Origin of the sequence: Microvirga pakistanensis, from assembly GCF_004458765.1 — a bacterium.
GTDB lineage: Bacteria > Pseudomonadota > Alphaproteobacteria > Rhizobiales > Beijerinckiaceae > Microvirga > Microvirga pakistanensis.
The window spans coordinates 180,402-194,761 of record NZ_SPJX01000108.1 but is presented as its reverse complement, the minus strand read 5'-3'; the positions used below and the strand labels follow the sequence as shown (position 1 = coordinate 194,761).

The following is a 14,360-nucleotide window of genomic DNA, read 5'->3' as shown; positions in this document are numbered from 1 at the left end:
AAAAATGCTTGAAGATTTGAAAGGCAAGCGCGTTCTTGTCACCGGATCGAGCACGGGCATGGGAGCGGCCGTCGCCAAGAAATTCGCGGCGCACGGCGCGCGCGTCATCGTGCACTACAACGCGAGTGCGGGCGAAGCCGAGACCGTCGTGCGGGAGATCAAGAATGCGGGCGGCGAGGCTTACGCCCTGCAGGCAGATGTGTCGCGCTCCGCTGCGGCGGCACAGCTGGTGGAGGATACGGTCGGCAAACTCGGCGGACTCGACATCCTGATCAACAATGCAGGTGCGATGATCAAGCGGTCGCCCCTGCAGGACATCGATGACGAGCTTTACGACCAGGTTCTCGATACCAACATCCGCTCGGTGGTGATGACGTCGAAAGCCGCCTTGCCCTATCTTCGTCAGGCAGAAGGCGGCGGCGTGATCATTAACATGAGCTCCATTGCGGCGCGCAACGGCGGCGGACCCGGAGCGGGTCTCTATGCGGGCGCGAAAGCCTTCGTGCTCAACATCACACGCAACATGGCCAAGGAACTCGCGCCCAGCAACATTCGCGTGAACGGCGTCTCGCCGGGCGTGATCATGACCCCGTTTCATGAGCGCTTCTCGAGCCCGGAATGGATCGAGGCACAGCGCAAGACAATCCCTATGGCAAGGATCGGCACCCCCGAAGACGCGGTTGGCGTATTCCTGTTCCTCGCAAGCAACGCCATGAGCGGCTACATCAACGGCCAGACCATCGAATTGAACGGCGGCCAGTACATGCCTTGAAGGATGATTCCCGGAAGCCCGCATCTGGCTGCGGGCTTTTTCATGCCTGGGGATGATTAGACTGTTCGATCGTTAGGCTATTCGGCTCATGTTTCAAAGAACATCGAGAACTCCGAAGATTAACCTCCAAATGTCCACTTTGGGTCAAAGATGATCGTTAAGGGTAACCCGTTGAATGTCGGCTCACCGCCTCATTGCAGAAGCCAGTAATACTTCAGCCTCGTGTCATGAGCGGCCGATCGGCGTCATCATCGTAGCCTTTACTTGGCGCAGGTCATGATTGAAGGGGCGCCACCAGCTCACCGGATCGACTGTAGTGGGGGCTCACCATAAGCAGAGCGCCGACACACGCCCGATCGGTTAGGCAACACACCTTCATCAGAAAAGCCTATTGAGCGTCAGCCCAGATAGGAACGGGAGACGAGTGCGCCGGCATAGTCCGGCGCACTCGTCCAGCATCGTTCAGGCGAGAAACTGATCCCGAATGGGCAGACGCCGGATCCGCTTGCCTGTTGCGGCGAACACCGCATTGGCAAGGGCTGGAGCAACAGGCGGCAAACCCGGTTCGCCCACACCTCCGAGCGGGTGTCCGTAATCATGCGACGCAACGAGGTGCACGTGGATCTCGCGAGGCGCTGTGTCAATCCGGGTCACCTCATAGCTGTCGAAGTTGTTCTGCTCGACACGGCCGTTCTTGAACGAGATCTCCGAGGTCGTCGCAAGCCCCACCCCCATGATGACGGCACCTTCCATCTGGGAGCGGATGCGGTCGGGATTGACCCGGGGGCCGCAGTCGATCGCGATATCGACCCTCGGAATGACAAGCCTGTCCCCGTCGACCCGGACCTCGGCCGCAACGGCCACGTAGCTCACAAAGCTGTAGTGGCCCGAGATCCCAAGCCCATGGCCCTGCGGCAAGTTCCGCCCCCAGCCGATGCCGGCCGCGGCCGTCTCGATGACCTGCCGTAGCCGACCCGTGTCTATCGGATAGAGCTTCGGATCCTCGCCATGGTTCCAGGCATCCCCGATCTCTGTCGGATCGATGATGCGGGCAGGACCAATCAGGTCGAGAAGGTAGTCCTTCGGGTCACGTCCGGCAGCATGCGCCAGCTCGGCGACAAACGACTGGATCGCGAACGCATGCGGCACATTCGAGACCGATCGGAACCAACCGATCCGGGTATGCGCCGTCGCCTCTGGGTTCTCCATGCGCACGTTTGGCACATCAAAGGGCGCATTCACCAAGCCCATTCCGAGCTCGAACGGCAGTTCGTGTTTGGGATCGGGAGCGAAGATGGAGCCGATCGTCGGTGCTGCACTGCGCTGCAACCAAGCCAAAGGCATCCCTCGTTCATCGAGCCCGGCCTCGAGCCTCTCGACGGAGACCGTGTGGTAGTAGCCGTGGTGCAAGTCGTCCTCTCGTGTCCATGTCACCTTTACGGGAGCGCCGCCCATGGCCTGGCTGATCAGACCGGCTTCGAGCACGAAATCCGGCTTGGACTTTCGGCCGAAGCCGCCCCCCAGCAGCGTGACGTTGACGGTCACGTTCTCCTCGGGAATCTTAAGACGCTCAGACAGGCGAGTGCGGGTGGCTTGCGGAGCTTGAACGCAGGCCCATGCCTCGCACTTGCCGTCCTTGATCTGGACAAGCGCGGCCGGTGGCTCCATCGGTGCCTGGGTCAGATGAGGAATGTAGTACTCAGCCTCGACCCGCTTCGCAGCCTTGGCCATAGCGGCGTCGACATCGCCCTGCCTGCGGACCACCTTGGCTGGTTTGCGGGCCGCGGCCTCCAGCTCGGCACGGTAGGTGTCCGAGCTATAGCTCGCATGTGGACCGTCGTCCCAGACGATCTTCAGCATGTCACGCCCCCGCATAGCAGCCCACGTGTTGCGTGCCACAACCGCGACCCCGCCCAGCGGCTGGAACTCGGACGGGATGTCGGGTGGCGCAATCTGCACCACTCTGACAACACCAGGGACCTTCAAAGTATCAGCATCGTCGACGCTCTTGACGCGCCCGCCGAAGACAGGCGGGCGTGCCATAACCGCGTACAGCATTCCCTCGGCACGAGCGTCGATCCCGTACACTGCCTTGCCGGTTGTAATGTCCTGGTTATCGATCAGGCCTAACCCATCTTTGCCGATGTACCTGAAGGCAGAAGGGTCCTTCAGCTTGAGCGCCTCACGTGCCGGAACCGGCTGCGATGCGGCAGTGGTCGCGAGCGCACCGTAGTCGAGCCTACGGCCGCTACGCTCATGCAGCACAGCATGCTCCCGGGCGCGGACCTCCTGGACCGGTACACCCCATTGCGCGGCGGCTGCTTGCTCCAGCATGGCACGGGCAGCGGCACCAACTCGGCGCATTGGCTGGAAGAAATGGCGCAGCGAGCGTGAGCCGTCCGTGTCCTGGTTGCCATACCGGGCCTCATCGCCCGGCGCTTGGGCCACACGGACCCTGGACCAATCGGCGTCTAGCTCGTCCGCTACCACCATTGCAATCGACGTGCGAACCCCTTGTCCCATCTCCTGACGATGGCAGGTGACGGTGACGAGGCCATCCGGGCTGATCGAGACGAAGATCCTCGGATCATCACGCCACCCGTTCGGCATGCCGTCGGCACCGAACTTCTTCTCCTGGGCCTTCGCGTCGAGCGGCAAGCCGATGGCAAGCACCAACGACCCGGCAGCAGCCCCGGCCAGGAAGCCACGGCGGCTGACGTTCGCAACCGCAAGAGAGCGTTCATTGTGATCTGTCATTTGCGATCTCCCATGCTGGCCTGCTTAATGGCCGCACGAATGCGCGGGTATGTCCCGCACCGACAGATGTTGCCGCTCATGGCACTGTCGATGTCCTCGTCGGTTGGGTTCGGGTTTTCCTTGAGGAGCGACGCGGCCTGCATAATCTGGCCGGGCTGACAGTAGCCGCACTGCGATACGTTGAGGTCTCTCCAGGCGACTTGGACGGGATGGTTGCCGTCAGGTGACAGTCCCTCGATTGTTGTCACCGTGGCTCCCAGCGCGGCTGCCATCGGGGTCACGCATGACCGAACCGCAGTGCCGTCAAGATGCACGGTACAAGCCCCGCATTGGGCGACACCGCAGCCGAACTTCGTACCGGTCAGGCCCGCTACATCCCGCAGGTACCACAGGAGCGGCATGTCTTCGTCGCCGTCGAATGACCTTTCGGCGCCGTTTATGACCAATGTCGCCATGGTCTTCTCCTCTGCCATAATAGAAAACGTATTGATACTGTATTGATACTGTGACGCACTGACCGCCTCAGGCTGTAATTGGACCAACAACCTGATGTACAAGCCGCTCCCCGGAGCGCTGATTGTGCTCACTGGCTCCCGGCGGCGCAGGGCCTGGTAAGGCAAAATAGGGCAGACTGGACGCTCGGCGAGCCTACTGAGCTGGCCCGAGTTCGCGTCGGGCCTCCTCGACGGCAGTGGCACACCCCGAGGCATCACCATCGCGATCGAGAGCCTGCGCTCGACTGAGAGCCGACCGTGCTCTCATGGCGTTGTCGCCCCCGGCAAGCGGCGTCGCCGCAGCGGTCGCTCCGACATCGTGTTCCGGCAGCTTCTGCGCCGCTGATCCAGGTGGGGCCGGCTGCTTGTCAGCCTGCATAGCCTGGGACTCACGGGAAGCCGCAACGGCCTGCCCGCCAGAGGACAGGGCCGCGCTTTTTGACACAGCTTCATCGACCCGGGGCTCCAGTGCGCGGATGGCATCACCACAGGGCGACGCCAGCACTGACCAAGTGGTGAGAATGCCGGAAGCGATGGCAGCAGTGAAGCGGAGCTGTTTCATGGTTCCTGTCCGTTTGGTGACTATGAGAACTCCGGCAACCCCCAACAGTTGCGAGGTCCCTACTAAGTGAGATGGGAGGTTCCATCCTGGATGTCCGGCAAAGGGCCTCTGGCGCCTCGGGAATCCTAAGACACGGAGTTCCTTCTCACTGCCGAACCACTGTGGGAACAGTTTCGCTTCCGCTGGCTGCCGGTCTCGAGAGCTCTTACTCTAATCCCGTGCGCCGTCTTGAATAGCTTGAAAATTCCGCAAAGGGCTATGAGTGTAGCTTATGAATGTCGGTGCACCTGAGACCTTGGCGATCCGCTTGCGAAACCCGACGGGACATTCGGACGCAAAGACCGCAGCGCTGTCGCCCCTGCGGGATTGAAATGCCGCCGCTGGCGGAGCCTTTCGCAAAAAGACATGAAAGGTCCGCTTCGGGTCAAGCTGAGCCATTGAGCTCTTGCCTATGAGGGTGAGCTCACGCCGCCAATGCGGAACTTCGGCTAAGGTCCGCCCGGTGCCGATTTCGTTGAAAAAGTCCTCGTGATTGGCGGCGGATCGTGATTCCCTGAGCGGGCATTCTCAGCAGGAGGATGGGGCCATGATGGGCGAGCGTCTCGTGATGCAGGAGAGCCTATTCTACGAGTTCCGGCTTGAAGATCATGTCCCCTGCGACCACCTCCTGCGGCGCATCGACCGCTTCCCTGTCACTTCAAGCAGAAGTGCTGTCCCAACACGCCGGCCCGCAAGATCCCGCGCAGCATCCATGACCACGCAAGAGGGGTCGCCCGAGGGCTGGCCGGCACGCCGGCCTATGAGAGGTCGCGTCAGGGCCGCAAGCGGATCGAGATGTTGTTTTCCCATCTCAAGCGGATCCTGAAGATGGGACGTCTGCGGCTGCGCGGTCCATGCGGGGCTCAGGATGAGTTCCTGCTGGCGGCAACGGCTCAGAACCTGAGAAAGCCCGCGAAACTGGTCACTTCACCAGGGCCCCGGATGACCCAAGGAGCCTGACAAGGCCTGAAGGATACACCTCACCACAGTCCTAACCTCAACAGGCAAGCTGCAACGCTACCCTAGCCCGTCTGGATGCCGACTTGGTCAACGCAATCTGCCAGGAGCAGTCGCTCAACGTGCCGGACGGAGAGCCCTTTCACAATGTGAGTACGGAGGTCCGGTTCTCACGGCGCCGTCACTACGATGGCTGAGCAGGGGGTCGGGTCGTCGCACCGGTAGCTGTGCGGTGCGCGGCGTCGAAATGGATTGCGTCGCCCTCGTCGAGGACGAAGTCGCTGCCAGCAATGCTGAGGGTGAGCCGTCCCTTGAGCACGTAGACCAGTTCCGCGCCATTGTGCTGATGCCGCTTCGATTCCTTCGACCGGGCCGAAAATTCCGCGAAGAACGCCTGCAACTTGCGGTCGGTGACGGAGAAGTCGAGGCTTTCGAAGAAGTAGGACGGTACGTCCTCCCCCGGCTGGTCAGGCAAGCGCAATCGTTCTGACTTTCGGACCACCGCGAACTTGGGTCGGTCAGGAGTCTCGAGCTTACCGCAATCCTGACCTATCACGTTGTCCCCGGACGGGTGATGGCGGCCGACATCGCCAAGCTTCAGACAGCAAAGACGGTGAACGGGAAGATGCTAAACGTCAGCTCGAAAGGCTCAAGCGTCATGATCAACGACGCTAATGTCACGCGGGCCGATATCTCGGCCTCGAACGGCGTCATCCATGTAGTCGATACCGTAATCCTTCCGCCGAACAACTGATCCTGTGGCCCGGAGCGCTGGGCGGGCGCTCCGGGCTCCTCTTCTGGCACTGCGGCGCCTTTCCGGTCTGGTTCGCCACGACTGGCAGAGTGCAAGCCATTGAACCAAAAGCTCACGCCGTAAAGAACGGATGATCGCGATGAATCCAAGGGCCTCAAGCTCTTCGCTCTTGAACAGTCTCGAACGACCGGCTCGGGCAGTTGTCATTGGGGCATCCGGCGGCATCGGATCCGCCGTCACGGACCTTGTTGCATCGGGCGGGTTCGAAACCGTTCATGCGCTCTCCCGTTCGGGAGACGACCAGAGCCGGGCTGGTGTGCGGGCGGGACGGATCGACATCGAGAATGAGGCGAGCATTGCCGCCGCAGCCGAGGAGCTCATCGAAGGCGCTCCGCTGCGCCTCATCCTGGTGGCGACAGGCCTGCTCCACGATGCCACTCTCCAGCCCGAGAAGACCTATCGCGCCCTCGATCCAGAGCATCTCCTGCGGAGCTTCCGGATCAATGCAATCGGTCCGGCCCTCGTCGGCAAGCATATGCTTCCGCTTTTGCCGAAGACGGGCAAAAGCGTCTTTGCTGTCCTCTCTGCGCGTGTCGGCAGCATCGAGGACAACCGGCTCGGGGGGTGGTATGGCTACCGGGCGTCGAAGGCGGCCCTGAACCAGTTTGTGCGAACCTTCGCGATTGAACTAGGCCGCCAAAGGCCGGAAGCCGTCTGCGTCGCCCTCCACCCAGGAACCGTTGACACGGTTCTGAGCCATCCCTTTCAGCCTGGCAGCAAGGTCGGGAAGGTGTTTTCGCCGTCGTATTCGGCCGAGCGGCTGCTCGCTGTTACGGACGCCCTGACAACGGCGCACACTGGCCAGTTTTTTGCCTTGGACGGTCAGTCAATACCCTTTTGACAAAGAATATGAAGCCCTTCTTGCACGACTTACAAGGTCGCCTTCGGGCCAATCTGAGCCATTCAGCGCGACCGTAACAAGGTCCGCTCTCTGGCTGAATCCCGACGTTCGTTGATTCTGGCAGTAGGGTTCGACCTGCGGGTGAACCAACGCAATAGCAGGAGAAAAGCTCACTTAGTTGAGCTTGCTTCCCATACGCCTCCCGATCCGGTTTTCTGGGAAGCAGGACCAAACCCGATCGGCAGCTAAGTGCTTAAGAGAATTTGGTGAGCGCGCTGGGACTCGAACCCGGGACCCTCGGATTGAAAGTCAGTTTGGCTAGAAGTCAGCCCCTAGGCCAAGCAAGTGCACTCAACGACCTGAGATGCAGCGGATGTCGGAGGATGGCCATTAGCGCGTGAGATAATCGGCGGGCGACTGGACGGGCTTACATCTCTCCCTGATGGGTGAGCAACGACGCAGCTGCGGCCGCCCGGAACATCATTCAGAATATGCACCCTGATCAGCAAAACCCAGATCGGCGAGACCCTGATCCTCTGGCTGCAATAGAGGCTGCCGAGCAGCAGCAGCGCAGGCGTGGTCAGCCGCGGGCCTGCCCGGACCAGCGCCGCTACCTCCTATGGCTTAAGCGTTGAGCGGGCCGTTCTCATGGTGACGGTTATCGGGCATAATCAAGGTCATCCCAGTCGGTTCATCCGACCGACGCGCAAACGGAATGACCAATGGATCGCCGTTCCCGCCGGTCGCCTTGGAGAGTCATCCCGCTGCTCAGCCTCTTGGCTGGAACCGCAGGCGCCAGCGCTGCCGCACTGGAGCGCTACGCCGGCACCTTTTCGGGGTCTGGAACCATCCTGGAAGGACCGAATGCGACCTCTCATCAAGTCCGCTGTCGTTTCACCATCCTGCCGCAGGGCGCAACGGGTCTGACACTCCAGGGGACATGCTGGGCCTACCTGATCATCGCACGATCCATCAGCGCCGATCTCACCTGGGACCCCCGATCCGGCCGGGTCACCGGCACCTATACGGGCTCACGGGTCGGAACAGCTCGCCTTGCTGGGCGACAGGCGGGAACCGACTTCGACCTGACAATCGAATGGCCGAAACCCCTTTACGGCGACACGGCCGCCCAGATGAAGGTTGCGAGCCTCAATCAGGACCGCTTTCGCATCGTGGTCACGGACCATATCGGGGTGAATGGTCCCGTCCGAGCCACAACGGACCTGACCCTGCTTCGGCGTTGAATGAACGGCGAGACAGCCGACACCTGGCAGCGAGAAGACACCCATTCCGGCTATGGCGCTGCGAGCTCGAAATGCGAGCGATCCATGTCCTTGAAGCCGCGGAACCGACCGCCCCAGCAGGTCGGCACGCCCAGGTCCGCAGCGGCCTTCCTCAGCGCGGCGGCAATCCTGTTCCGAGTCTGCGGATCGAAGAAGACCCGGCCCTCGCGATCGAGCGGCCACAGATCCACGGCGCTTCCCGTCCGGTGCGGGCTCTCCGGCGTTCTGGACCAGCCCCAGGCCACTGCCATCCTTTGCAGCCCGCTGTTGCGCCGGTCCGAGCCAATCACGAAGCGCAGGTCGGGATTATGGTTTGGTTCTTCAGGGCCTTCGATACTATCAAGGCGGCGCCTTCGCCAGTTCGTTCGCGAGGCGGCAGCGGCCGCTTGGAACCTTGGTTTGGGCTTCTTCACGTAGACCCAAGATGCCGATCAGCCTCTTGCAGGAGACCACGGGCATGGACGTGCGTCACCACACTGTGTGCCGCACAATGAGGTCTATCATGGTCCATGTGTTGGATGCTGCTGCATGAGCAAGCCTTGAGGAGAGGATCATGGGTTCAAGGCATCATCCTCTGTTCTTGAGTACCGGTGGGGGCGCACTCCTCGCGTAGGAGGCGACCATGTTGTCGTTTTACGATTTTGCCGTTGCGGAGCGCTGCGAGCGCACGACATCGGCACTCATCGAGGGCCGGACATTGCTGGAACGATGGCAGACCCTCGAGGCGGAAGGACCGAATCGATGGGGGCGCAGGGCCCAGAGAGCCGCCGATTGGCTCACCGAAGCTAACGTCGCGAGGGTTCTTGATCTCGGGTGCGGAACGATGACCCTCGAACGCTCCCTTCCTGACTTCATCCGCTACCTGCCCTGCGATGTCGTCCGGCGGGACGATCGTACAATCCTTTGCGACCTGAACCGCAATCTGCCGCCGAAGGTCGAAGCCGATGCGGTCGCTTGTTTGGGGGTACTGGAGTATCTTCTCAACCCGGAGCAGCTGTTGATCGACCTGGCTGGCCGGCATCGGGTCTGTGTGATGAGCTACAATACCACGAACAAATTGCCTGATCTCGCCACCCGGCGCAGTCACGCCTGGTTCAACGACTTTTCCCGATCCGATCTTGAAGGGCTCTTCGAGCGAGCAGGTTGGTGTGTTGATCGGGCGGAGCGGTTTGGGCCGACCCAGATGCTGTGGCTTCTGAGAAGCCCGCCGCGCTAATTCTGGATCGAAACTTTCTTGGATCGGGCGCAGCTCGGGTTCAGCGATCAGATTGCTCGTCCGTTCGCCGCCGCTGATCGTGCGGCGCGTTGTCTTCGGCGTGCTGGTCCCACCGGCATAAGGACTGCAGCCGGTCGACTCTGGAATACGCCAAGGAGTTTCAGCACGAGTTTCTCGCTGCTGGACAAAAGGCGGCTCTGGCGGTTCAAGGCGCAGCCACAACGGCAGGGATCAGCGGGATTTCCTTGCAACGTGCCAAGAAGGCTCTCGGCATCCAGTCCAGCAAATCGGCCATGGATGGCGGATGGCAATGGATGCTGCCCTCCGACCCCAAGATGATCAAGCGCAGCGAAGGTGATCAAGGTGATCCGATGATCACCTTCGAGACAGATGATCATGTTCGCTCGGCCGGTCCGGACGAAACCCGTGGCATAGCGTGGAGACTTCCGATGAGCCGCGCGTCTGGTACCTATGATCGAATTAAAAGACCACCGATCCCGCAGGGTGTTGAGCCGGCGCAGCTAGCTCCTCGACACAAGTGCAGAGGTGAACTCTAAGCCTATCCTCCGGGCTGCTCGTGCAGCTTCGGTTGATGGAGCGGTCAAGGAAAGTACCACAGGCCTTCAATAATGTAGCCTGCCATGGCCGTAGAGCTGTGCGTGCTTCCCAAGGCCCATCCTATTGGGTACGCAAGGCACCCGCGATCGGTTACAGCAGATGCCCGATACCGATCGGACTATTCAATATCAATAACTTAGATCGGTATCGGGCATTCTTGATCGGGTACACCTGTAACCGATGCGAGCTTTGCGAGCCAGGCGGTGCAATCCTGTCCCGAACGAGCATTCAGCGATCCTGCCCCAAAGGATGTGAATCGTGGCTTGGCCGGGAGACCGCACCCGTTGCGCTGGCAACAAGCTCGCGCGGAATGGTGGAAGGTCTGCCACACGCCAAGGGCGCCCAGCAGTGCCTCTTGGACCACACCCTGCCCTGAGTTTGACATCGCCTTTCACCGCCAACGCCGCCTAAACCCTCGAGTCCGAGGAGTGCCAAGAAGCAACCTTGATCAAGGATTGGTGGTGTAGTCTCGGCGTACTCCGTCGACACTTCCAGGACTTGGCCAGCACAAGCCGACATTTCTCGAAGCGCATGGCAGTAAGATCCTGCTGGGTGCCGGGCGCAAACCGTTCGCCCGGAAGCACTGACCACCTCTGCCTCAGGCATGCCGCATCAATTGACGGTCCGGCAATGTGGTTGATCCGGGCGCTCGACAGACAATCTGTTCAAGGACGACGCCTTGGAGGATCTTCAGCGCTGCACGCGAACCCGCCCGTCCAAGAGACATGGAGCCTCGCCATAGCACCAAACGTGGCACCGATAGCCGGAAGCGTATTCGACGAAAACCCTTGCATCGAATCCCTGAAGGCATGCTTCTCCGGCTGTATCGATCGCGTGCGTACCCCATGATGTTCGAGGGTGAAGTCCGTCTTCTGATCCATTCATCCGCAACTCCACCTACCCAGCGCTGTCCCCGGCCAGAACCACGCCGATCATGATCACCTAGAGGAAAGCCGACGGAGCCTCGGTGGTTAAAGCTTCGCTCATGCTGCATTCCTCCCGCTAGGATCCGTTCAATGTGTCTCGATCGGTCTCTCCTGTCTTCGCGCCGTATCACGGGTCATCACAATGGATGCACCTGTTGGTCTTGTACGCCTTCTCCATCTTCGGGTTACCTAGGCGACATCTCTCATGGGCGCAGTTGCACGATCCGAAGGTTGTTGGTCGTACCCGCCGTTCCGAAGGGCACACCGGCGATAACGACGATGAACTCGGGGGACTGGGCCAGCGCCTCCGCGCGTGCATTTACTTCGGCCTGCTCCACCATCTCCTCGTAGGAGTTGATGTCCTCCGAGCGGACGCTGTGGGCGCCCCAGAGTAGGCATAGGCGCCGCGCCACGTTCTCATCGGGCGTGACTGCGAGAATCGCCACATCCGGACGGGTTCGGGCAATGCGGCTCGCGGTGGTGCCGCTCGAGGTGTAGGCCACAACGCAGGGGGCGTGGATCGCCTGGGCCAGATCGGTCGCCGCGCTGGCAACCGCATGGGGCGGGCTCTCCTCGATCTCCGACCGGAGGGCCGTAACGATCGACCGGTAAGCCTTGTCCTGCTCGGTTTTGCTGATGATGCGGTCCATCATCGCCACCACCTCAACCGGGTACTGGCCCGAGGCGGACTCAGCTGATAGCATGACGGCATCCGCGCCATCATAGACCGCGGTTGCGACGTCTGATGCTTCGGCCCGTGTCGGTGTCGGGGCCGCAACCATGGAATCGAGCATCTGCGTCGCGATGATCACGGATTTCACCGCCAGACGGCACAGGCGCACCAGCTCCTTCTGACACCCGGGCACCTCCTCCGCGGGATCTCGACGCCGCGATCGCCGCGGGCCACCATGACTGCATCGGGTAGGCGGATGATGTCCTCGATATGGTCAAGCGCCGAAGGCTTCTCGATCTTGGCCAGAAGACCTGCGCGCTCGCCAATCAGCGCGCGGGCCTCGATCATGTCGGACGGCCGCTGGACGAATGACAGGGCAATCCAGTCGACGCCGAGTTCAAGGCCGAATGATACCGCCCGCGATCTGGAAGGACAGACGGGAGATGCCCATGGCATGGAGCAGAAACTGTCCGGCAATGCCGAAGAGTATCAGGATGAAGAACGCAAAGACGACGGCTAGGACGGCGGCGCGGCGTCTCGCCCAGGGGCCCAGATCTCCGGTCGCTCCTAGGAAAAGCGGGAGATGTCCTACCGGATCAAGCATCGCCCAAAGGGTGAGAAACTGTGTCACGATTTGATTTTGATCATCGAGCGCGCTCCAGCACCTCCCTCGGCGTATTGCCCATGAGGATACCGTCCTGCGCTCCGGCCTCGCTCGTCACCGGTTCATGTAGGGAACCTTTTAGGGCGGCTCTTCACCAGCTGCGAGATCTCGGCGTGCGAATTGCCATGGATGATTTTGGCACTGGCTACTCGTCGTTGAGCTATCTGCGTTCGTTTCCGTTCGACAAGATCAAGATTGAACGCTCCTTCGTGCATGAGCTTGGCGAGAACAAGCATTCCACCGCTATCATTCGCGCCGTCACAGGGCTGGGAAGGAGTCTCGGGAACACGACGGTTGCGGAAGGAATTGAAACGCTCGAGCGGCTGGAACACCTCAGGACCGATGGATGCGATGAAGTTCAGGGATACTTATTGGGCCACCCGGCTCCTGCAGCTGAACTGCGGCACACCCTTCAGACGTGGCATCTGGATTGTGTCCGGATGAGAGGCTGAAAGTCTGTATTGGGTCAGGCACGGTCATAGAACGGCACCGTGCCGAGGTCCGCTTACCACGTAAATGCGGGAATACGGCTAAGGTCGGCCCCGTGTCACTACCGGACCTTCTCAGTTCACTACTTCCGCTGTGTAGAAGGCTGATCATCAAACGCCCCGGTGTGGGATGGAGATTGGCGTTGGAACGCGCTGTTCAGGCAAGGGACGCCCACAGGAAAGCGAGGGATGCCGCAAAGCCAAGTGCTGTTCGCACGGCGTGCAGCGAGCCCCACCGCCTGATCATGGCTCGGCTCTCAGGACCAGCCGCTGCCGGATCGGTCGCCATAAGCCTATTGTTGATGGGCATGATGGCGAAGAACGTCACCGGCCAGTTGGCGACCATGAGCAGCCCCCCGATGGCCCAGCCGAGGTGACCGGTCTGCCACCATGCGGCGAGCCCGAGGAGGAAGCCTACCACGGCCAGAGGAGCCTGCATAATCGTACCGCGCTTGTAAGCCGGCTTCCACTCGGCCAGAAGGGAACGGTCATCCAGTCCCAACCGCGCGGGTTGCTCGGCCACGTTGATGTAGAGGGCGGCGCCCAAGAACACGGCGGCGACAACGAGCGCAAGCTGACCCGTGAGCATGGAGAATCCCTCCAGGTTTTACGCATCTTAAGCCTTCCGGGCGGCACAGGCATAGAAGCTCACTAGGTATGGGCTGAAGAAGGTCCCCTGCAAACAGCGCCCTACATCGCTCGGCTGGTGGAGGTCTGATCCAAGTCACGAGCAGGAGATCGGCGCAAAATAAGGAACGTCTGGCTTACCCTGGTAAGCTGACGAAAATTTGAGGAGGAGCGATCCGCCGGGTTTGTTATCGGCAGAGATGGCCAAGGTTCATTGCTGGGGCTTCGTTTCAGGAGCACTGCAATGCAAAACAGGATTGCCGACCAACCCTGCCGAACTACCGCGCCGTGGAACCGCGGCAAGCTGATAGGACCGGAGCCGCCCTCAAGGCGAAAGAGATCGGTTCTGTCGCGAATTTTCGATGTCGCCAGAAAGCTGCTATTCCGCCCGCAGCCCTCATGCAGTCAGTCTGTCGAATTGCTCGGCGAGGGATCGCTGCCGATTGCAGGCATACTTCGCCTGCTGTTTGCGCATCATGTGGATCATCTCGATCCCACCCAGGATCACTCGCGCAGACACCATCGACTTGAACCCGAGCATCGGCCACACTCTGCGCTTGATAGCCCGATGATATGGCCTCGGAGCAGCCGGCAACAAGTGCTGGCTTTCTACGGCATCAGTCTTGCCA

The 14,360-nt window shown here is 61.0% G+C and carries 12 protein-coding genes and 5 pseudogenes; 8 read left to right on the top strand and 9 right to left on the bottom strand.

The window, feature by feature from the left end; genetic code table 11:
* The first annotated feature begins 4 nt into the window (after positions 1 to 4).
* Positions 5 to 772, top strand: coding sequence for an SDR family NAD(P)-dependent oxidoreductase (locus E4K09_RS03990; protein WP_134495318.1), 768 nt, complete (start codon positions 5 to 7; stop codon positions 770 to 772).
* A gap of 462 nt (positions 773 to 1,234) precedes the next feature.
* Here the strand turns inward: E4K09_RS03990 and E4K09_RS03985 are convergent, their stop codons facing one another.
* The 3 genes from E4K09_RS03985 to E4K09_RS03975 all read right to left on the bottom strand — a co-directional run bounded on the left by E4K09_RS03985 (position 1,235) and on the right by E4K09_RS03975 (position 4,585).
* Positions 1,235 to 3,529, bottom strand: coding sequence for a xanthine dehydrogenase family protein molybdopterin-binding subunit (locus tag E4K09_RS03985; RefSeq protein ID WP_134495317.1), 2,295 nt, complete (start codon positions 3,527 to 3,529; stop codon positions 1,235 to 1,237).
* Positions 3,526 to 3,984, bottom strand: coding sequence for a (2Fe-2S)-binding protein (locus E4K09_RS03980; protein WP_134495316.1), 459 nt, complete (start codon positions 3,982 to 3,984; stop codon positions 3,526 to 3,528). The genes E4K09_RS03985 and E4K09_RS03980 overlap by 4 nt, the downstream gene beginning before the upstream one ends.
* Positions 3,985 to 4,177: 193 nt before the next feature.
* Positions 4,178 to 4,585 (bottom strand): hypothetical protein, encoded by a 408-nt coding sequence (locus E4K09_RS03975; protein ID WP_134495315.1) that lies wholly within the window; start codon positions 4,583 to 4,585, stop codon positions 4,178 to 4,180.
* Positions 4,586 to 5,275: 690 nt separating this feature from the next.
* Here E4K09_RS03975 and E4K09_RS03970 point away from each other — a divergent pair.
* A pseudogene (locus E4K09_RS03970) lies at positions 5,276 to 5,584 on the top strand (transposase); the annotation flags it as partial.
* 181 nt (positions 5,585 to 5,765) lie between these two features.
* Here the strand turns inward: E4K09_RS03970 and E4K09_RS03965 are convergent.
* Positions 5,766 to 6,056: a cupin domain-containing protein gene (locus E4K09_RS03965; RefSeq protein ID WP_166802143.1), complete on the bottom strand. Its 291-nt coding sequence runs from the start codon at positions 6,054 to 6,056 to the stop codon at positions 5,766 to 5,768.
* A gap of 54 nt (positions 6,057 to 6,110) precedes the next feature.
* Here E4K09_RS03965 and E4K09_RS03960 point away from each other — a divergent pair.
* The 3 genes and pseudogenes from E4K09_RS03960 to E4K09_RS03950 form a co-directional block, all read left to right on the top strand.
* Positions 6,111 to 6,335, top strand: a pseudogene (locus tag E4K09_RS03960) (fasciclin domain-containing protein); the annotation flags it as partial.
* Positions 6,336 to 6,504: 169 nt separating this feature from the next.
* Complete coding sequence (locus tag E4K09_RS03955) at positions 6,505 to 7,236, top strand: SDR family NAD(P)-dependent oxidoreductase (RefSeq protein ID WP_244610349.1); 732 nt, start codon at positions 6,505 to 6,507, stop codon at positions 7,234 to 7,236.
* Between the two features lie 722 nt (positions 7,237 to 7,958).
* On the top strand, positions 7,959 to 8,480 hold the full coding sequence (locus E4K09_RS03950; RefSeq protein WP_134495311.1) for a hypothetical protein: 522 nt from the start codon (positions 7,959 to 7,961) through the stop codon (positions 8,478 to 8,480).
* A gap of 50 nt (positions 8,481 to 8,530) precedes the next feature.
* Here E4K09_RS03950 and E4K09_RS03945 read toward each other — a convergent pair whose 3' ends face one another.
* Positions 8,531 to 8,770: a M15 family metallopeptidase gene (locus tag E4K09_RS03945; protein ID WP_134495310.1), complete on the bottom strand. Its 240-nt coding sequence runs from the start codon at positions 8,768 to 8,770 to the stop codon at positions 8,531 to 8,533.
* 371 nt (positions 8,771 to 9,141) lie between these two features.
* On the opposite strand from E4K09_RS03945, the gene E4K09_RS03940 reads away from it, so the two are divergent.
* Both E4K09_RS03940 and E4K09_RS03935 read left to right on the top strand, forming a co-directional pair.
* Positions 9,142 to 9,735, top strand: a complete 594-nt coding sequence (locus E4K09_RS03940) for a class I SAM-dependent methyltransferase (RefSeq protein ID WP_134495309.1) — start codon at positions 9,142 to 9,144, stop codon at positions 9,733 to 9,735.
* Between the two features lie 245 nt (positions 9,736 to 9,980).
* Complete coding sequence (locus E4K09_RS03935) at positions 9,981 to 10,292, top strand: hypothetical protein (RefSeq protein ID WP_134495308.1); 312 nt, start codon at positions 9,981 to 9,983, stop codon at positions 10,290 to 10,292.
* 1,190 nt (positions 10,293 to 11,482) lie between these two features.
* Here E4K09_RS03935 and E4K09_RS03930 read toward each other — a convergent pair.
* A pseudogene (locus E4K09_RS03930) lies at positions 11,483 to 12,363 on the bottom strand (pyruvate kinase); the annotation flags it as partial.
* Positions 12,350 to 12,556 carry a MarC family protein gene (locus E4K09_RS03925; protein WP_134495362.1) on the bottom strand — a complete coding sequence of 69 codons (207 nt, stop codon included), beginning with the start codon at positions 12,554 to 12,556 and terminating at the stop codon, positions 12,350 to 12,352. The pseudogene E4K09_RS03930 and the gene E4K09_RS03925, both read right to left, overlap by 14 nt.
* 143 nt (positions 12,557 to 12,699) lie before the next feature.
* On the opposite strand from E4K09_RS03925, the pseudogene E4K09_RS03920 reads away from it, so the two are divergent.
* Positions 12,700 to 13,068 (top strand): annotated as a pseudogene (locus E4K09_RS03920) (EAL domain-containing protein); the annotation flags it as partial.
* Positions 13,069 to 13,261: 193 nt separating this feature from the next.
* On the opposite strand, the gene E4K09_RS03915 reads toward E4K09_RS03920, so the two are convergent.
* Positions 13,262 to 13,693: an anthrone oxygenase family protein gene (locus E4K09_RS03915; protein WP_134495307.1), complete on the bottom strand. Its 432-nt coding sequence runs from the start codon at positions 13,691 to 13,693 to the stop codon at positions 13,262 to 13,264.
* Between the two features lie 435 nt (positions 13,694 to 14,128).
* Positions 14,129 to 14,302 (bottom strand): annotated as a pseudogene (locus E4K09_RS29605) (IS6 family transposase); the annotation flags it as partial.
* Positions 14,303 to 14,360 lie beyond the last annotated feature (58 nt).